Consider the following 25,257-nt stretch of genomic DNA (forward strand, 5'->3'; position numbering starts at 1 on the left):
GAAATCCTGCGAATAAGCGAGTATTCGTGAGCATTATCTATTAAACTGAGGGAGTTCATTAAGGAACATAAAAATGTTCAATCTTTTTTATAAAAGAATAATCCAATTAAATAGTATAAGGGCATGTTTTGATTAATATTTTTCAAAACATGCCCTTTCTATTTATTCATTTATCAAGGTTGCTTGTATTAAAAAAATACCCTCGTGTCGTTTTGAAATAAAGTTGCGACGTTTTAAAAAAATAAAGAAAAGACACCATAAGGTGCTTTTTTTCCTCTCCAGAAGCCTCAACTCGAAAATAACGAACCGACAACCAAAGACAACGTTTGCTTGTAAACGGCATGTGCGGACTGCACATCTCCAAAATGTCCGCACATGTAAAGATGGATAACACCGTGGAGCGACGCCCAGAAGATACGGACGACGGTTTCCGTGTCATACGGACCGGTAATCAGTCCCTGCTCTTGCGCATTACCAATTACCGTCAACAATTGCCGCATGGCTGTTACGGTGCCGTGTATGCTCTCCTCGTCTGGTTTGAAATCCGAGAAGGCTCCTCCGAACATCAGCTTGTAATAACCGGAGTAACGCTGTCCGAATTGCCAGAAGGTTTCGCCTAAATTAAACAGCTGCTGCATCGGATCGTCAGCGCGTGGCGTTCCCTCGAATTCGTTGGCGAGAAGCCTGCAGCCGTCGAGATAAAGCTGCTGAGCCAGTCCATCTTTATTGACAAACAGGTTGTATATGATTTTGGTAGAGCAATTCATCTTCTGCGCAACTTTACGCACCGTCACAGCTTCAGGACCCTCATCGTACAAAATCGTTGCCGCAGCATCGACGACGAGCTTTCGAAGATTTTCAATATTTTTCAAGCGAGCCTCCTGATACGTTTCCAACTTTTGCGTATTTGCATCGAAGGAATTATTTTGGTCTGTCATCGCTATCACCCTCAATTAATACATTTTTGATAAGAAACAATGTTTCCAGCTCTTAACAGGAATTTTAATATAATTGTCGGACCGTTGTCAATGTTGCGAGGGATGCCAAAAACCAACGATTCAAAAAACGATGTTGACTTTCTTAAAAAGCTTAGTTACAATGATTTCAAACGGAAACAGTGTTACCGGAACGCATCACAATTCTTGACTCTTATGAGAGTCAGGAATTATTTTTAAGGACAAAGTAACACTGTTTCCTAATTATAAAAAAGTAGATAGGAGAGTTGCACAATGAACATAAAAGGAAATTGGGCACTTGTCACGGGAGCTTCATCCGGCATCGGAGAGCAATTCGCCCGACAATTGGCCAAAGAGGGTGGCGACCTTGTACTCGTAGCCCGATCGAAAAACAAGCTGGAGAACCTGGCATCGGAGCTTAGAAAGAAGCACGGCGTCAAGGTCGAGGTGATTCCTACCGATCTTGGCAAAGAGGGCGCGCCAGGCGAGTTATATCGGCAATGTCAACTTCTGAATTTAGAGATCGAACTGCTGGTTAACAACGCAGGCTTTGCCACGCACGGTTTGTTTGAACAAGTGTCAGGCGTGCGTCAGCATGAGGAAGTCATGCTCAATGTTGCCGCTGTTGTAGATATGACGCACTTGTTCTTGCCGGATATGTTGTGTAGAAACTCCGGGGCCGTTATCAATGTCGCATCGACCGCCGGATTTCAGCCCCTTCCCTATATGGCCGTATACGGAGCAACGAAAGCCTTCGTCTTGTCGTTTACCCAAGCCTTGTGGTGGGAAAACCGCAACAGTGGCGTCCAATTTCTCACGCTTTGTCCCGGAGCGACGGACACCGGCTTCTTCAACGTCGTAGGCACGGAAGAAGCCGCCGTCGGTAAGAAAGACACACCGGAGCGAGTCGTGGAAGTTGCGCTTCGGGCATTGAAGGACGGGAAGCTGTATGTCGTTCCAGGTACACAGAATTATGTAGGTACGCAGATCGGACGATTCATGACGAGGAAACAGGGACTTCGTCTCGTTGGCGGCATGCTTCGTCCACGCGACGGCTCCGCCAACAATAAGAAGCCGGCCGGTCCGTCCGATCTTGCAGGATGGATGATCCAGTAGGCGCGCTGATGGCTAATTCGGCAAATATTTCAGCTAATGCTTCTGTCCATCAACCCATCCGGGACCGAACACACGCCGGTGAAGCATAGGCTTGTTTCAGAGATCAGCCCGGCCGGGAAAGTCATGGAGAGCTGGCACATTCAATTCGAGAAGGCAGAATAAACTTTAGATACACTGAAATTGATTAAAATATTTTATAAAAATCAAACTGTAATATTCTGGATAAGAATCTATTTTGATCAATCTTTTTTCAAAATAGATTCTTTTTATTTATCGTAAAATGTGGGTTTGCGAGATATTTTTGATTAAACTTTATTTAAAAGCTACACCTCGAAAGAGGGTGGAGTTTGATTGAATTACTAGTAGGATAAAGAGGTGGAAGTACATGGAGTAACCAATTGTACTAGCGGGGCAGGTTAGTCGAATTATATGTTGTTATGGAAAAAAATAGATTTTTTAGGGGGATTAAAATGGTTACATGCTATTTGAAATATGTTATTGACCCATATAAATTAAATGAGTTCGAGGAATACGGTAAGATGTGGATTCGATTAGTTAATAAATTAGGCGGTACACATCAGGGTTATTTCCTTCCACATGAGGGTGCTAATAATATTGCTTTTGCATTATTCACTTTCCCAAGTTTAGCAGCATATGAAGAGTACCGAGTAAAAATGGCATTGGATGCAGAATGTCAAGAAGCATATAAATTTGCAGAAGAGACTAAATGTATTTTAAGTTATGAGAGAAGCTTTATGCGTCCTATATTCGAATGAACATACATTAAAGTAAAAAAAAATCTATATATACCTTGTTAAGCTAACAGGTGCTTTACTTCATTAAGGGAGTTGCTTTGGCAGCTCTTTTTCTTATGGAGCTAACGGGGCAGTTTAGTTCAACAAGATTTGGAACTTATTTGTATTTACTGTGGTAAAATTAGGGTGACTATTCGATATAATAAGGGAGTTTAATATGGATAAATACAAAATAATTTTATTTGATTTAGACGGAACACTTTCTGACCCCAAGGTAGGAATAACTAAATCGGTTCAATATGCATTACAAAAAATGCACATTGTTGAGCCTGACATTGATAAACTTGAATGTTTTATAGGTCCACCACTACAAGCTTCATTTGCTGAATATTACGATTTTGACGAGAAAAACACACAAAAAGCAATTGAATTATATAGGGAGAGGTTTAAGGAAAAGGGAATGTTTGAGAATGAGTTATATTCAAATATTGCATTACTATTGAAATCGTTAAAAGAACAACAATTTACTTTAGTTGTAGCAACTTCAAAGCCTACTGTATTTGCTGAACAAATATTAAAGTACTTTAATATTGACCAATATTTTGAACTTATTGTCGGTAGTAACCTTGATGGAACAAGAGCGTCAAAAACTGAAATAATTCAATACATACTAGATAAGTATAAGGAACATACGCTTAGTGACTTTATTATGATTGGCGACAGGAAGCACGATATTATTGGTGCAAATAATACTGGAATTAACTCTATTGGAGTAACTTATGGATATGGTTCATTTGAAGAACTAAGTCATTCTAACCCTACTCATATTGTCAAAAGTGTAAACCAGTTAAAAGATATTTTGATGGGTAGTCAAGTCAAATAAAGATCTTGAACTAAAGGTTGTGTTAGCTGAAGTTCGGAGCTGTCTTTAAGGCAGCTTTTTCTTTATGCAACTATCGGGGCAGGATAGTTCAAGAAGAATTGACACAAGAAGGTCGTCAATGAAGACGATCTTCTTGTGTCAATTTTTTAGAATAAGGGATTTTTAATTGGAATATTATGTTAAAATTAAAGCGAGCAGAGCAGTTTTTAGGGTATTGATGGTGAGAGTAATGGGGGAAATGATTATCTTCGTGAAAAGTCCTATGATTCATTAAAACTAAAACAGTTTAAATTATAATTCTTAAGGGGTGTTTATTTATAGTTATAAATAGAAATAAAAATAAGAGTTTAATTGGAAGCGCTCTGTTCATTGTAGAGGTAGAGATTTACGAACTCACTGGTCTGGCGGCCGAGGTGACCTCATGACATTAATGAAAAAGCAGCCAATTTCACATTTGATGAAGAAACGTAGATTTTGGGGTTATGGTGCCGCTATAGCAGTAATGCCTTATCTGTTAATCAAAATCGCCTGGACTTTCGGTCTCTTTATGCCGACCGAACAAATGGGCGACCCAAGTTGGCGCACTGCAAACGCAGTAACAATGGTTCTAGCTGCAGTTGGTATCCTGTTAGCATTGGCGTTTAGCATGACATGGGGTGAGCGACTGCCCGCCTGGTTGGTTGCCTTGCCCGTCTGGGTAGGTACTGGTTTACTTATTCCTATGCTGTTGCTGGCACCTGTGCTTGGTCCTGCTGCTATGATACGCGATCAGCAGGCAGGAGCTGCCAACGTTTGGGTATATGAGCAGATTTTCGTAATGGTCTCACTGGTTGGAGTCGGCATCTGCCTACCTTTCGCCTTAGCTGGATACGCTAAAGCGCGTTGGCCAGAGGCATTTACTGATCCAATCGACATTGAATTACTCCCGGGCAACAGCCAGAAACTGCATATCACCTTGGCTAGGCTTGTCGCGGCTGGCTGTATCCTGCTTGGATTTATTAAGCTATTCTGGGCGATTGGTGGAACTATTGGCATCAACCCAGCTATGTTGGATAACCGCGATTTATGGTGGCACCTATTGTCGTTGAGTACCGGTGTGTGGGCCTTCGCGGGGGCGTGGGGTTTGTTGGTACTGACCACCCGCCGCGGGTCGAAGAGGTTCTTCCCTCCTATGGCAGCAGCATGGATCTCGTCGGGAATGCTGTTCTCTTATAACCTCTTTAACCGCTTGTCCGCCACTCGCCCCGATGCACAACCTGCTCTAGAGTACCCACTTGCATATGTACTAACCACCGAGTTAGGTAGCGTCTTGGGAGTGATGATGGGAATAATTATCCTAATGGTACTGCACGACCGCCGGAGAGCAATGCACAGTTCTAGAAGTAATTAATGTTCCTAATATTGAATTATATTTATAAAAAGAAAATAAATTAAATGAAAAGGCCCCCAAATTGGGGGCCTTTTTAATGTACGATTCTATACATAATCATACATTCAAATTAGAGAAAAAAAATACCCTTGTTCAACTAACGGGGCAGGTTAGTTGAAGAAGGATTTATATCCGAAGTTAAAGAATAACTAATGGATTACAATACTTATTTTGTTAACGGTGTCAGGTTCGTTTAAGAAGAAATTAAAAGGAGAACAACTTTGATAAAAAAAATCGATATAACTAATCCTAAATTAGCTGAGGAAGTATTAAACATTCAATTACCTTCTTATATGGTAGAGGCAGAGTTAATTCATTTTTATGAAATACCGCCATTAAAAGATACAGTTGACACGTTACAACAATCCGGTGAAACTTTCTATGGGTATTACTTACATGAAGAGTTAAGTGGAGTCATTTCTATAAAAGTTGAAAAAGGTGTAATCGATATACATCGTCTAATGGTTCATCCAACACATTTTAGAAAAGGAATTTCCAAAATGTTATTAGAATTCATTGAAAACAATGAGGAAGATATTGAAACAATAATAGTATCAACGGGTTCTAAAAATACACCAGCAATAAATTTCTATGAAAAAAATGGTTTCTCAATTACAGGAGAAACAAATGTGACAGAACGTCTATCTGTAACTTCTTTTAAAAAGAAAATTAAATATTAAATAAAGTCTTATTAAGCTATTAGGTGCGTTAGCTGAAAATCGGAGCTGTCTTTAAGGCAGCTTTTTCTTATTGAACAAACGGGGCAGATTTGTGAAAGAATGATTGTTAAACAGTGATTACGGAAAATTGTTATAAGAGGTGATTTTATGGATACTTCAAGTTATATATTTTTAGCAATTTATTGGGTCGGAATTATTATATGGTCGCTTAAAAATAAGGAAAAGGCTAAGAAGGAATTACTTCAAATAAAAAATAATTGGAAGACAGGAGTATCAATATTGCTAATTGTTTTATTTCCATTTTTAGTTATGGCTTCTATGGTATTTGTATTGTAGTTTGTTTTCATTGTTAAGCTAACGTGGCAGGTTAGCAAGATTGTGAAGGTTTGTACTTAAACTAACGGGTGCGTTAGCTGAAAATCGGAACTGTCTTTAAGGCAGCTTTTTCTTATGGAACTAACGGGGCAGGTTAGTTCAACAAGAGATTCCATAAAACCTCATTTTCTTATACAGCTCCTAGGCTTCTTTATAAGCCGAAAACGATGATTCATCAAGGGTGTATAAAATCCTGTATAAACTATAAAAATGGACGATGTGAAACCCCTTGGAAGCCAAGGGGTTTTGTTTTGGTCAGGTTCTAATAGGAGTGATTATGTTAACGTGTATAAAGCTTAAAAATAGAAAAAACTACTGCTCCCGTACAGTAGTTTTTCTGTTACGTAACAAGACATTAAAGTTAGGCATAATACTTTACGTAACTTGGGTTAGGTTAAAGTAAACTAACATTCTGTAAACCCTTATAAATTAATATAAAGATTTTTTCTATCTATAAGATGTTTTGTTTTATATAAGTTACCTTCCTATATGAATAAAGGCAGCTTTCAATTTCTTGCTGAAAGCTGCCTTGTTAATTAGATTTTAAATTTACTATATAGGGATATATCTACATTAGTCTAACTATTCAAGAAATAAAGTATTAATAAAAACTTTTCTATCATAGCTCTTTGCTTGGACTTTTCCGAGACCAAACAACTACAGGAATAAGCACTAGTGACAGAATGGCTCCAGAAAGTGATAATGCTGCAAAACTAGAATGAGCGACTACCATTCCTGATACCCCCCCACCAGCTGCTCCTGACAATGCAAATAGGACATCGACTGATCCTTGTGTTTTTGCACGGACAGATGGGTGTGTTGAATCTATAATGAGAGCAGTCCCACTTATTAAACCAAAGTTCCAGCCCAAACCTAGTAGTACTAACGCCAGAGTAAGCAGTGGCATTGAACCTACCGGTGCAAAAGCTGCCACCAATCCAGAGGCTAGGAGTGTAGCACCAGAAGCAACAGCCATAGTAATACGGCCAAGCTTATCTACCAGTATACCTGTCAATGGTGAAGGAAGGTACATAGCTGCTATATGGAAACCTATAACTAATCCTACTTCTCCCAAACCATGACCATGATGTCCCATATGAATTGGTGTCATTGTCATAATGGCTGCCATGACAAATTGAGTCAAAATCATAATTACAGCCCCTACAACAACACCCTTTTTGTTTATGGTAGCATTCTTTAAATTTGTCCCTGTCTGTGCGGTAGCGTCTTTTTTCTTAGCATTCGCAATAGCTGTAGACACAACCAAAGGGTCTGGACGAAGAAAAATTAAGATAAATAATCCGGCAATAATAAAAGCAGCTGCTGACAAGATAAAGGGGCCAGCCAAGGTTGGAACACCAATTGAATCCGCAAATTCTCCCATTCTATTGACCAAGTTAGGACCAACTACAGCACCCAAGGTAGTGGAAACCATGGCCATGCTTGCAGCAGTTGCCCTTTGTTTATCTGTTGCAAGGTCTGTCCCTGCATATCGCGCTTGTAGATTAGACGCCGTACCAGCTCCATAAATAAAAAGAGAAATAAATAAAAGTGGGATGCTGTTGGTTAAAGATGCAATTATAACACCAATAGCACCTAACCCACCTGCAAGGAAACCACCTGCAAGTCCTGCTCTACGGCCAAAACGTTGTGAAGACCGGCCTATAAGTAGGGCAGCTCCTGCAGAACCTAAAGTAAATAGGGCAGTTGGAATTCCTGCCGCATTTTCAGTCCCTAGCATGTCTTGTGCAAGAAGCGCTCCTACTGTTATACCGGCTCCAAGTCCTGCTCCCCCAAAGATTTGTGTAAGAATCAAAATTCTTAATGTTTTTTTATAAAGCTGTATTTGTCTTTCTGGTGAATCAATATATTCTTGCAACCATATAGGCTGCTGTGTTGAGGAATTTGTATCTTTTGCTGACATTGTCATAAACCTTACCCTCCTAACGAAATATCCTTGTAGCTTTTCATGTTTGTTTTGTTATCCTTGGAACATTTCATTTATATCGTCATTAGAAGAAGCTCATAATTAAATTTTCGATAATTATGAGCTTCTTCTATTTCTTATTTTTAAATAGGAACGTGACACTATTTGTCGGTGTTCATATTAAAATTTGTAGGATTCACCATCTTCTGGTACTAAAATATTACTTGAGAATCCTTTTTCTTTACTAAAGTTTTTTAATTCTTCTCTAGATAGTGTCCAATGGTTAACAGCTTCCATATGAACAGAAATAACCTTAGCATTAGGAGCCGCCTTGTGTACTTCATAGATGTCTTCTTTTCCCATAATGAGAGAACCATATTCTATAAATTGATTATCTCCACCATTGACGACAATAATATCTGGTTTATGGGTATCTAATTCTTCCTGTACACCTTCATACCAGACTGTATCACCAGCTACGTACAATGCTTTTTCACTTGGATGTTTAAAGACAACGCCACATACTTCCCCCATACGCTTTAATAGTTCTTCTCCTCTTCCATGCTCGCCTCTTGTTTTAACTAATTGGATGCCTTCAAAGACAGTGTCCTTTGTTAATACCTCTACATTTTGGAACCCGGTATTTTGGACTTCCTTTGCATCTTCTTCATTTTGAACGAACATTTTAATATCTTTTGGTAATAGTCTTTGCGCTGCCTCGTCAAAATGGTCTAAGTGTAAGTGAGTCACAATGACTGCTTCAACTCCACTAATAATATCGTCAACAGAGGTTGGTAAACTCACTGAAGGATTGTTTTGATCTTGCCTAATCGTACCAGGGAAAGATGGGTACGTACCTTTCTCTGCTAACATAGGATCAATTAAAAACTTTTTATTTGCATATTCTACAACTATCGTTGCATTTCGAATTTGTGTAATCTTCATCTTTACAACTCCCTTTCTTTTCATGTGTGTTTCCTAACAGTGTTAAGTGTATAATATGAGCAGCATTCAAATACACAGATAAAATAAAGTGTTTTAGGCGTTTGACTTTATTATTGAAAGGAGTTGACGTTCAGATGGATCAAACAGATAAGCGAATTATAGAGGAGTTATGTAGCAATAGCCGGATTACGATGAAAGAATTAGGGGAGAGAGTTCACTTAACAGGACCAGCAGCCGCAGCTAGAGTGGAGAAATTAGAGGACAATGGGGTTATTGAGGGATATAGCATTAAAGTAAATCAAGCGAAATTAGGGTGCTTTACGTATGCCTTTATCAATATCTATATAGAAGGTACACACCATCAACCTTATCTCTCATTTATCCAAACAAAGGAGGGGTATGTCATCAATAATTATAAAATCAGTGGAGATAGCTGTTATCTTTTGGAGTGCAGGTTTACAAGTAATGAAGCGTTAAATCAATTTTTATTAGAGTTAAACAAGTATGCAAACTATAAATTATCGATCGTTATTAGTAAATAGGGCATGAATAAAAATGGATATTTGTGAATAATCGCATTTAAACTATAGGGGGCTTGAATAGAACAACGAAGGTAGCTGCGGCACCTCTTTTTCTTATTCAAAAGTTAGTTTGTGAAGGACTGTACTTAAACTAACGGGTGCTTTAGTTCATTAAGGAATACACAAAAATGATCGATCTTTTTTATAAAAGAATAATCCAATTAAATATTATAAGGGCATGTGTTGATTCATCTTTTTTCAAAACATGCTCTTTTATTTATTCATTTATCAATGTTTCTTGTTTTAATTTGATTAAACTTTGTTTCAAAGCTACAAAAAGAATCCATTTTAATCAAACTTTTTTCAAAGCAACATATTATATGGAGCATAATTTTATTAAATCAAAACGGGAAAGGAAGAATGAGCATGAAAAAGTTAATAATGAGTGTCGTGGCATTGGTAGCTGCGTTGTTGGTCCCTTCTTCTACATTTGCAAGTGGATGGGATTACTTAGGAGAAGAAACTCTTTATTCTAATGGTGCTGAAAGTCATGTGTATGACTCTACTGGTGGAGATTATAAGATTTGTCGCGATCCTTACGTGGGTCCAGCAGGAAAGTTAAAAGTTGAATTATGGGAGTACGATCCTGATAGTTATAATGATTATGTAGGAACAAGATATATAGAACGAGGGAAATGTGGGTATTTCTGGGGTATTGGTAAATTTGTAGATGGAGGAAATGAAGCTGAATTTTTTGCGAAATCAAGAACTGACAGTGATATGCATTTAATCTTTTTTGATTGATTCACTAAATGAATAAAAAAAAGACCTGGGATTGATTCGTAAAGGCTAAAATGAAGGATGGTAAAGATCGAACCGATATGCTGAAAGTTAAAGCATCGTTTTAGATTATTTTTGTCTTATTATGATAAATCTTTTCTACTAGTTGAGTTGAATTAATAGGTTTCGATTTATTATACATTTGACATCGATTTGCGCATTTAGTGTAAAAATGAAAGAAATCATGTTACAGTCCGAAGAAATAGTGAGAAAAATATTTAGTGTCTTTTTTTGTTTTATGTTCAAATAGGGATTACTCAGTGGAGATTGTGAAGGTTTGTTCTTAAACTAACGGGTGCGTGCTGAAGGCCGGAGCTGTCTTTAAGGCAGCTTTTACTTTATGCAACTAAAGGGTCAGGATAGTGGGATAATTGGGATGATAGTCCACCTCTGTTTGTAAAATAATTTACATCGATTTGTGGAATTTAAAGGGTAAAAGAATCATATTAAATTATGCAAAGGAGGAGAGTCATAAAATGCAGATTATCAACAATTATTTTCGTGAGCGTGTAAGTATGGTGTACATGATGACAAATAATGAAGTAATGAATCAAATCATTGCCTTTTACAGGGACATGAATGGAATGCTCACATTTGTGGCTGCATACCCAACTCATGGTAGAGGTACTGGTTCAAAGGAAGTCTCCACTGCAACTGCAAACGATGGCATCGACCCTCTTGCGTCACAAGGCGCCCTTACTTTGTCTCGTGATCGGCGTTTCCTACTTGCTGTTAACGCCGGTGACAATAGTATAAGTAGTTTCATCATAACCGACTCCGGAGCACTTGTTTTCATGGATGTGAGGCCATCAGGAGGTGCTCAGCCCAACAGCGTAGATGTGTTTGGTAATATTGTCTATGTTTCCAATGTAGGGAATGCCGCTAACAATTTTGCTTCCAATATCACTGGTTTTCGCATAGATGAAAACGGACGGCTTACTCCTATTCCCGAATCCATCTATTCTCTCAGTACCGTCAATGCTCAGCCGGCTCAGGTTCTCTTCACTCCTGACGGTAGCAAAATCCTTGTATCCGAGCTTACTTCAAACCATCTAAGTGTATTTCATGTGAATCAAAAGGGTACGCTTACAGGGCCGATCGTTAATGATTCTTATGGTCAAGGGCCATTGGGTGCATATTTTCTATCGTCCGGAATCCTCTTAGTTACAGAAGCTGTTTCAAATGCGTTGTCATCTTATTCATTGAGCAATGACGGTATCCTTCAGGTGCTCAGCGGTTCTGTACCAAGCGGTTATATGACTGCTTGTTGGGTTGTAACAACGAGAGATGAACGTTTTGCATACATTACCAACACTTTAAGCGGCACCATCTCGACATACCAAATTGATCCCAATGGAGCACTGTCAGTGGTAAAGCATATTACCAGTACACCGCCAGGTACAGCACCGGGTCTTCCGATGGATGTTAGAGTGAGCAGAGATGGACGGCATTTTTACACCCTTAACGGAAATCAGGGAACAGTTTCAGTATTTAATATTCAAGATGATGGTAGTCTAGTAAGATTGCAGGTTGCTGCCTGGACTAACATTCCTTACTTTGGTTCGCAAGGTTTAGCTGTTCTTTGATTCTATTGGGTTCACCATACTGTGTGGAATAGGAAAATACAGGAGTTGCTAAAAGCAAGGATGCCGACATATTGGTAGCTTTTGTTATAAGACACCATAATTGCCGGCAAGATTGTGAAGAAATGTACTTAAACAAACGGGTGCGTTAGCTGAAGATCGGAGCTGTCTTTAAGGCAGCTTTTTCTTATGGGACGAAGGGGCAGTTTAGTTGAAGAGAGGTTTTTAACTTGTGTTCAACAATCGGGCCATATTCTAGAATAAGGAGGGAAATTAAAAGGTGCTTCTTAAATTGTAAGTTAAGCCAGAAAAAAAGCAGGATTATTTAAGAAAGATAACATAGTTTTAATTATTAAATTATAAGATTTTGTAATGAATGGAGGGATTTCAATGGATTTGTATTACGAAGTTAATGGTAATGGTCATCCTGTGGTTCTCCTCACTGGTGGTGCTGATGTACGGAACTGGACATTTGTCGCATCTCTTTTAGCGAAACACTACAAGGTCGTTGCTTTTGACGGACGTGGGACCGGGAAATCACCGTCCCCTTTAGAAGATGTCAACCCTGTTGAAGATTTGCTGTCGCTGCTTGATCATCTAGAAATCAATCAGGCGACACTCATCGGTCACTCAATGGGTGGCCAAATTGCCACTGAATTCGCTCTGAATTATCCTGAAATGGTTTCAAAACTTGTTTTGCTTGCGCCTGGATTATCTGGGTTTAGCTATTCAAAGGAATTTGAAAAGAATATGAAGAAGATTCATGAAGCCGCTCCCGATATCGATAAGATGGTTGAGCTTTTGCTCAGTGATCCATCGTATCGTGTTGTAACGGTGAGTCCTCACCGGAATTTGATGGTTCAAATGCTCAGGCACCATATGAAGCGAATGTTTGATTGGCCGGCTGTTAAATTGATTTGGCCGCAACCACCGGCCATCGAAAGATTAGGAGAATTGACGGCCAAAACATTATTGATAATCGGTAAGGAGGATTCACCCGATAACCTTCGTGTTGCCAATTACTTTCGAAAGCACTCAGACGCTCGAATCATAGAAGTTCCAGGTGCTGACCATATGGTCAATCTCACCCATCCCGAGAAGCTGTATCGTCAAATTACTAGTTTTATGAAGGAATGAAAAGTTTACTATGCCAAGGACTCCGGAAAATCATTCGTCAGTTTTGTAACTTATCTAAATTATAAAACGGGCGACAATATAATAGTAACAGTTCAATTAAATGTAGTAAAAACTGATAACGATAAAGAAACTAAAAAGTTTGCATTACAGTTCAAAGGAAAAGATTATAAAGCTGTTGAAAACCTTGAATATAAGATTAATGCTCCTAATTATGCTTGGGGTATGGGCGATATTGAATTGAATAGTACTGGTGAATACAAAACACATAATAATGAAAAAGGTGAATTTTCTACGTCAAAAACTGATGTTATCGATATAGAAGTGAAGTGGAATGGAAAGGTTAAAAACTTTTCGTTAAACAATAAGAAGTAACCTCCAACCTAATACATCATGTTAATAACTTTGACTTCTACTTTTTTCTGTTCATAAGATAAGTTTTGTAGGTACCGCCTTTTAGCTTATATAAGAAAAAACCGAAATTACTGATGTTTGCGGTTTATGAACTTTATTTAAGTAAGATTGATGAAGATGTCGTAACCAAAAGATGTTTGAACATAAGAAGCTTTGGTTATTTTTAACTATTTTAATAATTAGTTTATTCTGATATTATGAAAGGGATAAAGATTGGAGGAGGAAATAACATAAAAAGCTTATTTTCAATCTTAAGTACCTTTGTGTTAGTTCTGGTAGGTGGAATGGTATTAAGTACTTCTTCTGCTCAAGCAAGTGTTCCTCAGTATTCTTTTCAAACAGAAGATGGAAAATGGGATGGTGAAATTGGAAACCCTAACAAAGGCAGTGACTTAGAGGTAGAACTAGTTTCCCCAATCTATTTAAAGACGTCTTCTGGAAGTAAGTTATTGACTAATTATAGTAACTTATGGGCTCGTCTCTGCAATGCTAGTACTGGAAATTGCACAGGCTATCATAGCCTAGCAGGTGGAAATACATTATTCACAGATATGAAAATTGGTAAATTTTATGTTGATGTGAAAGATGGATATTCCTCTGGCAAAGTATATGGAAAACTACAAATTATTTTCAAATAACTTGTATTACTTGCTACTCATTCTCAATGGGTAGCATTTTATTTGAAAAGTTTCGAAAATAAATTAATATTTAAATATTTTTGTATAATTTACTATCATTGAATTTTACAACTGCCCTTTTTTCCAGAAAAGAAGGGAAGCTTAATGACATAACTAGCACGTTCACCAACGCTACAAAGGGTACGAGCCACAATAATAAGATACAGTAAATGTTATTTGTGTGACATGAAATATAGTTTGATACTTTGTTATTGAACTAACGGGTGCGTTTGCTGAAGATCGGAGCTGTCTTTAAGGCAGCTTTTTCTTATGGCACTAACGGGGCAGGATAGTGAAAGAAGGAATTCGCTTTCAAATCTAGAATTTAAATTAATTACTAATGGATAGGAAGGGGATTCTTATGATAATAAAGGGTTTTGGAGGAATCTTTTGGAGGACTAAAAATATAGAGGATATAAAAAAATGGTATAGTAAAGTCCTGAAAATGGAAATTGATAATTGGAATGGTACCATTATTACACCACAATCAGGCAATGAAACTATCTTTTCCTTCTTTTCTGAAAATGACCGCTATTTTCCAACAGAACAACAAGTGATGTTAAACTTTCAAGTTGAAAATTTGGATGACAGTATCAAACATCTAGAAGAAATGGGTGTACCCCTTGTTATGGAAAAGGCGATTAATGAATTTGGAAAGTTTATTTGGATTGAAGATCCAGAGGGAAGACGTATAGAGCTTTGGGAGAAGTAATAGGATAATAATAAATTTTGTTGTTGAACTAAAGGGTGCGTTAGCTGAAGATCGAAGCTGTCTATAAGGCAGCTTTTTCTTATGGCACTATCGTGTCAGTTTAGTTCATGAAGGGCAAATGAAAGTTTATGTCGAAATAATAAAGAGATTTGATTAATTGTAAAAGAGGTATGATAATGACTGTTTCCTTAAATCAAATTTCCACAGATGAAAGGCATATTCTTAAGAATTTATATTCCCTTTATTTACATGACCTTTCGGAGTATACCGAGGGTTTAAACATATCATCAGATGGTTCATTTGAATTTGATTCATTTGAATTAATTTGGAAGAGGGAAGGGTTAACACCATATTTTTTGAAAAAAGATAAGATAATTGTAGGGTTTTTATTACTCTTGGAAAGGCCGTTTTTAAATAAGGAATATGATTACAGCATTAATGATATTTTTATTTTGAAAAAATATAGAAGAAAGGGTATTGCCATTGCATTATTAAAGCAATTGTTTAAACAAAAAAAGGGTTGCTACTTTGTTGTTGAATTAGCCAAGAATATTCCTGCCGTTATATTTTGGAGGAAGATTCTTAATACGCTAAATATAGATTTTGAAGAAAAAAAGAAAATTATAGATGATGAAGAATGTTTGATGCAATCCTTTCAAATTTAAACCGGATTATTAACTAACAGGTGCTTTACTTCAATAACAAGGGTTGCCGCGGCAGCCTTTTTCTTATGGAACGGGGCAGGTGCTTAAAATTTTACTAATGTGATGAACAAATTAGGATTAATGCACTTTTTTTGAAATTATATTTCTATAATGGTTCAAACTACAATTATGTGACTTTAACTTGTTAAGAAAGCATGATACGGTTCCTTTGTCATGCAACTCTACAGTTGCTTGTTCTTGACAAGCAACCGTAGAGTTGCTTATACTCGATATATGAATTGGGACAAAGACGCTATATTCAAAGCACTTGGAGACTCGACTCGGCGGCTTATATTAGACGAACTATCCGAACGCAACGAACTGACGTTGTATGAACTTACGGTACGTCTCATTATGAAGCACGACATTTCCATTTCGCGACAAGCGATAGCTAAACATCTTTCTGTATTGGAAGATGCAGAGCTCGTAAAATCAAAACGAAAGGGAAAGTATCGAGTAGTTATATTCAACAACGAACCACTTAAAAATTTGCTAAAAGGATGGATAGAGTAATTTTATAAAATCGGAACAAGACTTCTGACAAATGTGTGGGTCCGTTTTCTTGCAGCCAGATTGTTAGCACAGGACCATGCGTCACAAATATCAAAGGAGGCAAAACATTATGAAAATTATTGTTACCAGCATATTTGTACAAGACCAAGACAAGGCACTGGAATTTTATTCAGAAAAGCTGGGATTTGTAAAAAAGCAAGACGTTCCAATGGGGAAATTCAGGTGGATCACGCTTGTTTCTCCCGAAGCTCATGACGGTACCGAGCTTTTACTGGAACCGAACGAGCATCCTGCCGCACAGGAGTATCAAAAGAAGATATTTGCCGAGGGCATCCCAGCAACAATGTTTGGCGTTGCAGATATTCATAAAGAGTACAAACGATTATTGGAAAACGGCGTGAAGTTTACTATGGAGCCGACAAAAATGGGCGAAGTCACAATAGCTGTCTTCGACGACACATGCGGCAACCTTATTCAGATATTGAAGCAGTAACTTTATGTAGAAATAGATGTAACCTAGTTCTATTGGTTTGTTTTAAGTTGGGTGAAGTGTTTTTATCAACAATTAAACAGTTTAATGTTAACCCTGTCCTAATTTTAGGACAGGGTTATACATGTTTAAGATATTGTTCTCATTCTGCAATAGAAATGTACCATTGTGGATCACCTAAACTAACAGGTGCGTCAGCTGATTAAGGAACAATAAAAGATGTAAACGGGATTAATAATTTATTCTTATAACTTTATAGTAATTCAGTATTTTACTGAATTGCGAAAAAGTGATACAGTTTTTGGTATATTTACAAATATTTTTAAATGGGAGGTTGTCTATGGAAAAGTAGAATCAATTTTTTAAAAGCCATTTCTTCTTTCTCATTCAATAGTCAAATGAGAATGGAATGATCTATTTATTGACATATTGTGTGATGAGGCTATTAATCTTTCGGTCAGGGAGGACAACATATGAAAAAGTTTTTTGCTTTTCAAGTATTAATAGCACTGTTTATTGGAGCACTTATCGGACATTTTTTTCCTGTACTTGGCCAATCCTTAAGACCAATTGGCGACGCTTTTATTCATCTTATTAAAATGATTGTTGTGCCTATTGTTTTCACCACTATTGTCATTGGGTCATCAGGTGACGGAAACATGAAAAAAATGGGTTCATTAGGACTTAAAACAATTATTTGGTTTGAATTTATTACCACTCTGATTTTAGGTTTAGGTCTTTTACTAGTTAACATTTTAAAGCCTGGTGCCGGGCTCAATTTGTCCCACCTTGCTCAAAAGGATATCACACAATTAAATGAAAGCGTTACCAAAGTTGTCGATTTTAAAACGATGCTTGTTAACATCATTCCAAGCAACATTGTTGATGCGATGGCAAAAAGTGATTTATTAGCTGTTATATTCTTCGCTATTTTATTTGGTGCAGCTGCTGGAGCAATTGGCAAAAAGTCAGAGCCGGCAATGAAGTTTATGGAATCAGTTGCAAATATCATGTTTAAACTGACACAAATGGTCATGGTAACCGCACCGATTGGTGTACTCGCTCTCATGGCAGCCTCTGTAGGTCAGTATGGCATTGCCCTCTTAATCCCTATGGCAAAGTTGATTGGGGTTGTGTATCTTGGGCTTGCTATTGTTATTTTCGTTCTATTCCCAATAATTGGTTGGTTCTTGAAGATTTCTTACTTTAAAGTGTTTCGAATGGTATGGGATTTGTTCCTTATCGCTTTTTCTACAACAAGTACGGAAACCATTCTGCCTCAGTTAATGGATCGAATGGAGGCATACGGTTGTTCGAAACGTGTTGTTTCATTCGTTATTCCTTCTGGGCTATCACTGAATTGTGATGGTTCGACATTGTACCTTTCTGTTTGCTCTATTTTCTTGGCACAAGCATATGGCATCCCGATGGATTTTGGCCAACAGTTGATTGTAATGGGGGTTCTTGTTGCAACCTCAAAAGGAATTGCCGCTGTTCCATCCGGTTCGCTAGTTGTCCTTTTAGCTACCGCCTCAGCAGTAGGGCTTCCTGCAGAAGGCGTCGCAATTATTGCAGGAATTGACCGTGTGCTGGATATGGCACGTACTGCTTGTAATACTCCTGGACATGTTCTCGCTTGTATTGTGGTTTCGAAGTGGGAAAAAGAGTTCCGTCAGGGAGAATGGAAAGCTCAAACCGAACAGTCAAGCATTCGGCAGGTGCCACCAACATTTTGATGATACGTTAAGCAGCATCATTACATCAGAAGAATTGGGAAAAGCAATGATACAAGTAGCAAGGACCGAACATTCTCGCCCCATTGTTGAAAGTCATGAGTTAAAACTAATGATGGGGTCTGAATAGTCATCTTGAAGACTTTTTTTGAATTGTATAGACATTGATCAGGAAAAAACGTTAGTGAAAGTTGAGAAATAAAGTCTTCCTTCACTAACAGCTGCGTTAGCTTAAAATCGGAGCTGCCTTTAAGGCAGCTTTTTCTTATGGAACTAAAGGGGAAGGATAGTTCAGGTACAGGGAACAGTTCGGATGGACTTGAGGAGGGCTACTTAATGGTCAGTAAGAAGTCCTTCGAGAATTTGAGGGGAAATGGTTCAATGGAAGCTTCATCATTATTAAAGTTCAATTTATTGTTTCTATTAGTGTATAGATTATTTCTATAATTCATCACTTCGTATAAAAATTATAATAAAGTTAAGTATTAAAAAAACTATATTATAAAATTTAAATATAAGTGGTGAAGAAAATGCAAAAAGTAGTTGGGATTATTGGAGGAATGGGACCATTAGCAACTGTTGATTTAATGAATAAAATTATTTCTTATACACCTGCAAAGAAAGACCAGGATCATATCCATATTATCGCGGACAATTATTCACAAATACCTGATCGAACAACAGCAATTTTGGGAAAGGGTACAGATCCTACTCCTTTTATTGTACAATCGGCACAAAGGCTAGAAAATGCTGGTGCGGATTTTCTGGTAATGGCTTGCAATACTGCTCACTTTTACTTTAAATCAATAAAAGAATCCGTTAGTATCCCGATTCTACATATGCCTTTACAAACAGCTCGCTTTTTACACGTAAATAATATGAGGAGAGTAGGTTTGTTGGCTACTGATGGAACAATAAATACAAAACTGTATCAACAAAGTTGTCAATCCTACGATATTAATGCCATTGAGCCTGATAAGCAAATGCAAAAAGAAGTAATGGAAGGAATATATGCTATTAAAGGGAGTGATTTGGAGAAGGGGCGTTTTTACCTTTCAAGAGTAGCTGATAAATTAATGAAAAGAGGGGCAGAAGCTATAATAGCAGGTTGTACAGAAATCCCTCTTGTACTTAAATCATCCCAAAATATTAGTATTATTGACCCAACAGAAATTTTAGCCAAATCGGCAATTAAAACAGCTACTGAGACAGAATCAGCTAAAGCAATTGGGTAAATTAGATAGACGTAATGGTGAACCAAAATAAGGAGCAGTAAATATGAATATTGAAAATATTGAAGCCTTCATTTATGTTTGTCAACTAGGTAGTTTCAATAAAGCAGCAGAGGCTCTTTATTTAACTCAACCTTCTGTAACAGCACGTATTCAATCCCTTGAACGTGAAATTAATTTAAAGCTTTTTCATCGAAATGGAAACAAAATTTCTTTAACTGAAAAGGGAGAATATTTCTTTCCACACGCACAAAAAATTCTTCAATCTTATCAGGAAGCAAAGTACGGATTACAACAAGTAACTGTACCTTTTGAGCTAGTACTTGGGAGTGCTTTGTCCATTTCCAACAACATTCTCCCTGATATTTTGCCAGCTTTTAAATCTAAGTTCAATGATGTTAGAATCAAAATTATAACAGGACATTCTAAGGATATTCTACACAAGGTCCTTAATAAAGAGGTTGACTTTGGCATTATACGAACAGAAACCCACCCTCAAGTAGAATCAATTCGTCTTTATAATGATCCTATTAGCCTTGTTGTACCTTCAAATCATCCTTTTTTAAAAGAAGAAAGAATAACAGTAGAGGATGTAAGTAAACAGCCTCTAATCTTTTTTGATTATGGATCTATCGATTGGCTTATCATTCATCGTCTATTTCAAAGTAATGGTGTAAATCCGAATATATATGTAGAAGTTGACAATATGGAAACGGCTAAAAATTTAGTATTACAAGGCCTAGGCATTAGTTTTTTACCTGAGCATTGTGTAAGGAAGGAAATAGAAAATGAAGAGTTATTTAGAGTAGAAATGACTCCTCCTGTGAAAACGAATATTAGTATTGACTTTATCTATTTAAAAGGTAAAACTAAATCTGTTTTTATGGATTTTTTAAAAAGTAAAATGTTTGAAAAACAATAAACGAATGATGTGTCAATCATTGGCAGGAGGTTCTTCGGCGCGCGATTGGACGAAGGTCCTTTAGAGTGGACACAAACCTTATGTTGAATATGCTCTACAATAATTAAAAATAAAAGAAGACGGTACAGTGAGAATCTTATAGAAATTCTCGCCGTACCGTCTATTTTTAAATGAACATAATTTTTTGAGGCATTTCAAATGTTTATATAATATTACCAACTATTTTTCAAAACTATTTTTCCTATCGCCTTTCCAGACTCCATGTACTCATGGGCTTTTGAAACCTCATCAAACGTAAAAATGTTTGGATCCACAAGCGGATGCAGCTGCTCTTCCTCAACCAACCGAGCAACCTTTTTCAAAATTTCTCCATAATGCTTATGCATGTCCTTGTTTAATATCTTCAACAACATAAAGGTAACATGCAGAGATAGTCCCTTTGAATGCACTGGCGAGAGGTCATGGGTCGAACGGGTAGCAATGGCTGCTACCGTTCCATGTACAGCGGCCGCCTCAAAGGAGCGATCAAGGTTTTCTCCTCCTACCGTGTCAAACACAACGTCAAATCCTTTTCCGTCTGTATATTTCTGTACATAGTCGTGAACGCTTTCTTCTCGATAATTAATAGTTACATCTGCACCAAGGCGCGTGCCAATCTCCAGCTTCTCTTGCGAAGAGGCGGTTGTATAGACTGTCGCGCCTCCCCATTTCGCCAGTTGAATGGCAATGTGTCCTACACCGCCGGTCGCTGCATGGATCAGTATATCCTGTCCAGGGACAAGGTTTGCCCGATTGAATAATGCTTCCCATGCAGTAATGGCAACCAATGGTAAAGCTGCGGCTTCTTCCATCGTCAAATTTTTCGGTTTGTGAGCAAGTAAATCGGCATCTGCTAGCATAAACTCTGCAAGTGCACCGCCAGTACCCCTAAAACCACCCGCGCATCCAAACACTTCATCGCCAACTTTAAACTCAGTTACTCCTTCACCGACTGCAAATACCAAACCTGCAACATCCCCATGTAATACTGCAGGAAACTCGGGGGAAACGGTTGGAACTGCACCAGCACGGACTTTCGTATCAATAGGATTTACACTTGTAGCCTTGACTTGAAGAAGTACATGTCCAGGTTTTAGTTCAGGTTTTGAAATCTCTTTAAATTGAAATACGGAGGGTTCACCAAAAGATTGAATAATTTGTGCTTTCACTTTAGTCACTCCTATTTATTTTTTTTGTAAATGTCTCATCACCGATTCATGTTAAGGATGAATACACCCGGGGACGTTACCATCAGACCTTTTTAGTAACATCTTTAATGATTAATAGTTAAAAGAACGAATATTTAGTCTTCTCTTGCAAAACCAATGATACTTTATATAATATAAAATTAAAAGTACGTACATTTTTGTTGAATAGGATAAAATTTGTAATATAGTATACAATTTGATACTAAAAAAGATTGGGGTGTCAATATGAAGGACTTTAATGCGGAAAAGTGCCCTGATACCACTGCTTGTCCTGTTGCAGTTACTGTAGATGTGATAGGAGGCAAATGGAAAGGGATCATATTATATAACTTAATATCCGGCCCTAAACGTTTTAACGAGTTAGGGAGACTTATGCCCTATACCACAAAACGCATGATAACGTTACAACTTCGGGAATTGGAACAGGATGGTATTGTACATCGTGAAATTTATCGAGAGATTCCTCCAAAAGTTGAATATTCTCTTACTCCCTTTGGGGAAACATTAAAACCTATTATTAACCTAATGCGAGATTGGGGAGATATGAACGGAAATGAGGTATTAATGAAACGAAAGATCTCAGAAAATATGTAGCATCAATTGGGGTCTCCGCCGACCAAACCAGAAAGTTGGGCTTTCAGCATATCCATGACAAATGTTTTTTACCAAGAAGATATAAATATAAAAACGATAATAATTGGATGTAATATGAAGTTAAGAAATTATAGTCTGAAATATTGTACTTAAACTAAATGGTCAGCCAGTAATATTTTCTTGCAGACTTAATAATTTGAACTTTACTTCCTTAACAATTTTTAGTCCGCTGGGTTCTATAGTAGGATTCTCTCCTGTCTTTTGGTCCAATTCAATTTTGTTTTTATACAGCGGGTATTCGCTCTTAGGGAAAAATATATACTTTTCTAAAATAAATTTATTTAATAAGTAATACTTCTGACCATGAACGGGTTCTCATATTAGGAGGGGGAGATGGACTTGCTTTACGGGAAGTTCTTAAATATCCCAAACTAAAACATGTCGATCTTGTTGATATTGATCCTCTGGTGATTGGACTTGCAAAGACAAATCCAAAATTAATTACTCAAAATAATTGTTCTTTACTGGACGAAAGGGTAAATATTCATTCTGAAGATGCAAAGAAATTTATCTTAAGAGAATTGCAGCCCTACAAAGTAATAATTATTGATTTTCCAGATCCCGTTGACCCAGTCATTAGCTCATTATATACAATTGAATTGTTCAGTCAAACAGCAAAAATATTATCGAAACAAGGTGTGTTAGTTTGTCAGTCTAATTCACCAGAAGATACACTAACAGTATTTTGGAGTATTGGTAAAACAATTAATATGGCCGGTCTTAATACACTTGAATACAATGTTATTGTCCCCTCTTTCGGCTTATGGGGATTTCATTTAGCATCACATTTCAAGCTTCCAAGAATTATTCCGAGTATTTCTGTCCAACATCAAGCTCTAACTTCAGACATGCGCATTTGTTTACTATTCCTTCGTTAATTAAGGAGGAACGGGGAAAAGCAGTTATGAATTGCCTCAAAAATCTAAACTTACACAAGTTGTATAAAAACGAAATAGAAAAATGGTGACCAAACACCAGGTTTTTTAGAGACCATAAAAAAACACTTTTTAGTTTTGCTGCTTAAAATGACTCCGGTAATGCGCCGGGGTCTTTTTTTTTGTAACTTTCTGGGTACATTCGTTTTAATAATCCGCTAAACGGCGATCCACTCTTCAGTAAGTTCATTAAAGTTGGACTATCCATTACACCAATTCATCTGTTAGATGCTGAGCGAATTTCTCACATGGATTTAGCGCCATCTCTTTACCCCTGGCTATTCAATATCCTTCAGCTATCTTAAAAGGCGTTCTCTGCTTCGAATAAATCAGGAATTTCAGTCATTTAACTTCAGGAAATTCTAAAGGTTAGTGCATATACACATTTTTGATGAATTTCAATCTTATTGATAGAAGATGGACATTTACCACGACACAATGTCATTCCATGACACATATACATACAGGGTAAATGATTATATAGGAAGGGGCAACATTATGAATAAGGAATGGTTAACTAATTTGGTTGGGAAAGTTCTAAAGGTAGATAGAGGAGGGCCAGAATCTCGGACAGGATTATTATTAGGCGTATACGATGATCACTTAGCGATTTTAACTGAGCAAGAAGGTGTTATATATTATAAAATCGACCATATCAAAAGTATTACCGAGAATGTAAAGAAGGGGCTCCAATTTCAACTGGAAATCCCCGAAGATTTTACTTTTAAAACAGCTGCAACTTTTAAAGGCTTACTAGGTAACCTCACAAATCAATGGGTAAATATTAACCGAGGCGGTCCCGAGAAGATTGAAGGCGTACTTCATGATACTAATGATGAATATGAATTCGTAACGTTAGTACTAAACGAAGAAGTTATTCGCCTGGCAATGTTCCATATCCGCAGCATCAGTTACGGGGCAAGAGTAGAGAAACAAAAAGAAGATGAAAAATCAGAAAATAATAAAGACGGTGGAAAAGCGGAAAAAAGTAAAGATAATAAAGCAGGAGAAAAAGAAAAATAGTATATCCCATAAATGATGTGTCGCTTCTGGGAAGAAGCGGCCATCCAATTAACAAGGGGGACTCATCAGATGAAAAAACAAAATTTTCAAGAGGCACTTAATTCACTGATAGGTTTTAATATTAGTATTATTTCCGATGATAAAAACGTTCATGATGGGGTGGTACTTGATGTGAAAAGCGACTTTATTGTCATTCAAATGAATCCAGATAAACAATGTTATTTTAACTTAAATCAGGTTTATGCCTTATCAAAAAACACCAAAGAATTCCAGGCTCAAATACTTGACCACGAACCAACACAGAAACAAAGTTTTACAGAATTAATAAATGAACTCAAAGATCATTGGGTGACAGTAAACAGAGAGAACAATCTATCCTTTGACGGATTTTTAGGTACCATAACTAATAATTATATCGTTTTAATAAATAAGGATAAACAAATTTATGTCCAATTATCAAATATACTCTATATTTTCAAAGGGATAGATAATCAGGAATCGTCAGAGAACAAACAACAGGAAAATAAGGGCGAAAATAAACAGTCAGAGGCAGATCAAGTTAAGGAAAGTGATTCCGTGTTGAAGGAAGACACTGAAGTTAATTCCATAGGAGAGGAAGAGCCGGTTGAACAGAAGCAAGAACAGGACATCTTAACTATTGGAAAAGAAGAACCAGCTTCTGCGCATCCGGAAGTTTTATCCGACGTGAAAGAAGAACCGACTGTTCAATCTACAGTAAATGAAGTGAACAAAGTTCAATTCATGGTAAAGAAAAGTACGGATAAATATAAGAAACAAAAATCCCCTGAAAACAAGAATAAAGAAAGTAAGAAGGAAATACCTTCAGAAACTAATCC

At 37.3% G+C, this 25,257-nt stretch carries 25 protein-coding genes; 21 read left to right on the forward strand and 4 right to left on the reverse strand.

Translation table 11 applies throughout. The features are described from left to right. Window positions 1-287 precede the first annotated feature (287 nt). A complete protein-coding gene (locus FNK51_RS13225) occupies window positions 288-938 on the reverse strand; it encodes a TetR/AcrR family transcriptional regulator (RefSeq protein WP_141993617.1) in 651 nt (216 codons plus the stop codon). Window positions 939-1,229: 291 nt separating this feature from the next. Between FNK51_RS13225 and FNK51_RS13230 the strand changes: the two genes are divergently transcribed. The 5 genes from FNK51_RS13230 to FNK51_RS13255 all read left to right on the forward strand — a co-directional run bounded on the left by FNK51_RS13230 (window position 1,230) and on the right by FNK51_RS13255 (window position 5,819). After that, entirely contained in the window at window positions 1,230-2,072 is an 843-nt protein-coding gene (locus FNK51_RS13230) for an SDR family NAD(P)-dependent oxidoreductase (protein WP_141993619.1), read from the forward strand. 470 nt (window positions 2,073-2,542) lie between these two features. Beyond that, window positions 2,543-2,848 (forward strand): NIPSNAP family protein, encoded by a 306-nt coding sequence (locus FNK51_RS13240; RefSeq protein WP_141993620.1) that lies wholly within the window; start codon window positions 2,543-2,545, stop codon window positions 2,846-2,848. Between the two features lie 196 nt (window positions 2,849-3,044). After that, window positions 3,045-3,710, forward strand: a complete 666-nt coding sequence (locus FNK51_RS13245) for an HAD family hydrolase (protein WP_141993621.1) — start codon at window positions 3,045-3,047, stop codon at window positions 3,708-3,710. A 421-nt stretch (window positions 3,711-4,131) separates the two neighbouring features. Continuing rightward, window positions 4,132-5,100 (forward strand): hypothetical protein, encoded by a 969-nt coding sequence (locus tag FNK51_RS13250; RefSeq protein WP_141993623.1) that lies wholly within the window; start codon window positions 4,132-4,134, stop codon window positions 5,098-5,100. A 260-nt stretch (window positions 5,101-5,360) separates the two neighbouring features. Beyond that, the gene (locus tag FNK51_RS13255; RefSeq protein ID WP_141993624.1) at window positions 5,361-5,819 is read left to right on the forward strand and encodes a GNAT family N-acetyltransferase; all 459 of its coding nucleotides are present in this window, start codon (window positions 5,361-5,363) and stop codon (window positions 5,817-5,819) included. A 994-nt stretch (window positions 5,820-6,813) separates the two neighbouring features. Here the strand turns inward: FNK51_RS13255 and FNK51_RS13260 are convergent. Further along, the gene (locus FNK51_RS13260; RefSeq protein WP_141993625.1) at window positions 6,814-8,124 is read right to left on the reverse strand and encodes an MFS transporter; all 1,311 of its coding nucleotides are present in this window, start codon (window positions 8,122-8,124) and stop codon (window positions 6,814-6,816) included. Between the two features lie 177 nt (window positions 8,125-8,301). Continuing rightward, window positions 8,302-9,066 carry an MBL fold metallo-hydrolase gene (locus tag FNK51_RS13265; RefSeq protein ID WP_141993626.1) on the reverse strand — a complete coding sequence of 255 codons (765 nt, stop codon included), beginning with the start codon at window positions 9,064-9,066 and terminating at the stop codon, window positions 8,302-8,304. A gap of 134 nt (window positions 9,067-9,200) precedes the next feature. On the opposite strand from FNK51_RS13265, the gene FNK51_RS13270 reads away from it, so the two are divergent. The 12 genes from FNK51_RS13270 (at window position 9,201) to FNK51_RS13330 (ending at window position 20,541) form a co-directional block, all read left to right on the forward strand. Beyond that, window positions 9,201-9,608 carry an Lrp/AsnC family transcriptional regulator gene (locus tag FNK51_RS13270; protein WP_141993627.1) on the forward strand — a complete coding sequence of 136 codons (408 nt, stop codon included), beginning with the start codon at window positions 9,201-9,203 and terminating at the stop codon, window positions 9,606-9,608. Between the two features lie 405 nt (window positions 9,609-10,013). Beyond that, the gene (locus FNK51_RS13280; protein ID WP_141993629.1) at window positions 10,014-10,391 is read left to right on the forward strand and encodes a hypothetical protein; all 378 of its coding nucleotides are present in this window, start codon (window positions 10,014-10,016) and stop codon (window positions 10,389-10,391) included. A 512-nt stretch (window positions 10,392-10,903) separates the two neighbouring features. After that, entirely contained in the window at window positions 10,904-12,013 is a 1,110-nt protein-coding gene (locus FNK51_RS13285) for a lactonase family protein (protein ID WP_141993631.1), read from the forward strand. A 387-nt stretch (window positions 12,014-12,400) separates the two neighbouring features. Next, window positions 12,401-13,147, forward strand: coding sequence for an alpha/beta fold hydrolase (locus FNK51_RS13290; protein ID WP_141993632.1), 747 nt, complete (start codon window positions 12,401-12,403; stop codon window positions 13,145-13,147). Window positions 13,148-13,842: 695 nt separating this feature from the next. Continuing rightward, window positions 13,843-14,196: a hypothetical protein gene (locus FNK51_RS13295; protein WP_260398202.1), complete on the forward strand. Its 354-nt coding sequence runs from the start codon at window positions 13,843-13,845 to the stop codon at window positions 14,194-14,196. A gap of 403 nt (window positions 14,197-14,599) precedes the next feature. After that, on the forward strand, window positions 14,600-14,947 hold the full coding sequence (locus FNK51_RS13300) for a VOC family protein (RefSeq protein ID WP_141993645.1): 348 nt from the start codon (window positions 14,600-14,602) through the stop codon (window positions 14,945-14,947). Window positions 14,948-15,123: 176 nt separating this feature from the next. Beyond that, window positions 15,124-15,612, forward strand: a complete 489-nt coding sequence (locus FNK51_RS13305) for a GNAT family N-acetyltransferase (protein ID WP_141993634.1) — start codon at window positions 15,124-15,126, stop codon at window positions 15,610-15,612. A gap of 273 nt (window positions 15,613-15,885) precedes the next feature. Then, window positions 15,886-16,164 (forward strand): ArsR/SmtB family transcription factor, encoded by a 279-nt coding sequence (locus FNK51_RS13310; RefSeq protein ID WP_141993646.1) that lies wholly within the window; start codon window positions 15,886-15,888, stop codon window positions 16,162-16,164. Between the two features lie 109 nt (window positions 16,165-16,273). Next, the gene (locus FNK51_RS13315; protein WP_141993635.1) at window positions 16,274-16,657 is read left to right on the forward strand and encodes a VOC family protein; all 384 of its coding nucleotides are present in this window, start codon (window positions 16,274-16,276) and stop codon (window positions 16,655-16,657) included. A 470-nt stretch (window positions 16,658-17,127) separates the two neighbouring features. Beyond that, the gene (locus tag FNK51_RS13320; protein WP_141993636.1) at window positions 17,128-18,390 is read left to right on the forward strand and encodes a dicarboxylate/amino acid:cation symporter; all 1,263 of its coding nucleotides are present in this window, start codon (window positions 17,128-17,130) and stop codon (window positions 18,388-18,390) included. A gap of 527 nt (window positions 18,391-18,917) precedes the next feature. Continuing rightward, window positions 18,918-19,622, forward strand: a complete 705-nt coding sequence (cuyB, locus tag FNK51_RS13325) for a cysteate racemase (RefSeq protein ID WP_141993637.1) — start codon at window positions 18,918-18,920, stop codon at window positions 19,620-19,622. Between the two features lie 43 nt (window positions 19,623-19,665). Beyond that, window positions 19,666-20,541 carry a LysR family transcriptional regulator gene (locus tag FNK51_RS13330; protein WP_141993639.1) on the forward strand — a complete coding sequence of 292 codons (876 nt, stop codon included), beginning with the start codon at window positions 19,666-19,668 and terminating at the stop codon, window positions 20,539-20,541. Window positions 20,542-20,753: 212 nt separating this feature from the next. Here the strand turns inward: FNK51_RS13330 and FNK51_RS13335 are convergent, their stop codons facing one another. Continuing rightward, the gene (locus FNK51_RS13335) at window positions 20,754-21,749 is read right to left on the reverse strand and encodes a zinc-dependent alcohol dehydrogenase family protein (protein WP_141993640.1); all 996 of its coding nucleotides are present in this window, start codon (window positions 21,747-21,749) and stop codon (window positions 20,754-20,756) included. Window positions 21,750-22,013: 264 nt separating this feature from the next. Here FNK51_RS13335 and FNK51_RS13340 point away from each other — a divergent pair, with 264 nt between their 5' ends. The 4 genes from FNK51_RS13340 to FNK51_RS13355 form a co-directional block, all read left to right on the forward strand. Continuing rightward, on the forward strand, window positions 22,014-22,382 hold the full coding sequence (locus tag FNK51_RS13340; RefSeq protein ID WP_141993641.1) for a winged helix-turn-helix transcriptional regulator: 369 nt from the start codon (window positions 22,014-22,016) through the stop codon (window positions 22,380-22,382). A 344-nt stretch (window positions 22,383-22,726) separates the two neighbouring features. Further along, window positions 22,727-23,320 (forward strand): spermine/spermidine synthase domain-containing protein, encoded by a 594-nt coding sequence (locus FNK51_RS13345; protein WP_286178696.1) that lies wholly within the window; start codon window positions 22,727-22,729, stop codon window positions 23,318-23,320. A 555-nt stretch (window positions 23,321-23,875) separates the two neighbouring features. Beyond that, window positions 23,876-24,400, forward strand: coding sequence for a hypothetical protein (locus FNK51_RS13350; RefSeq protein ID WP_141993643.1), 525 nt, complete (start codon window positions 23,876-23,878; stop codon window positions 24,398-24,400). A gap of 69 nt (window positions 24,401-24,469) precedes the next feature. Then, the coding region (locus FNK51_RS13355) for a DUF2642 domain-containing protein (protein WP_181762253.1) at window positions 24,470-25,257 on the forward strand (788 nt) is incomplete at its 3' end.

The sequence above is a fragment of the Bacillus sp. B4EP4a genome, assembly GCF_006680105.1.
GTDB lineage: Bacteria > Bacillota > Bacilli > Bacillales > DSM-1321 > Peribacillus > Peribacillus simplex_E.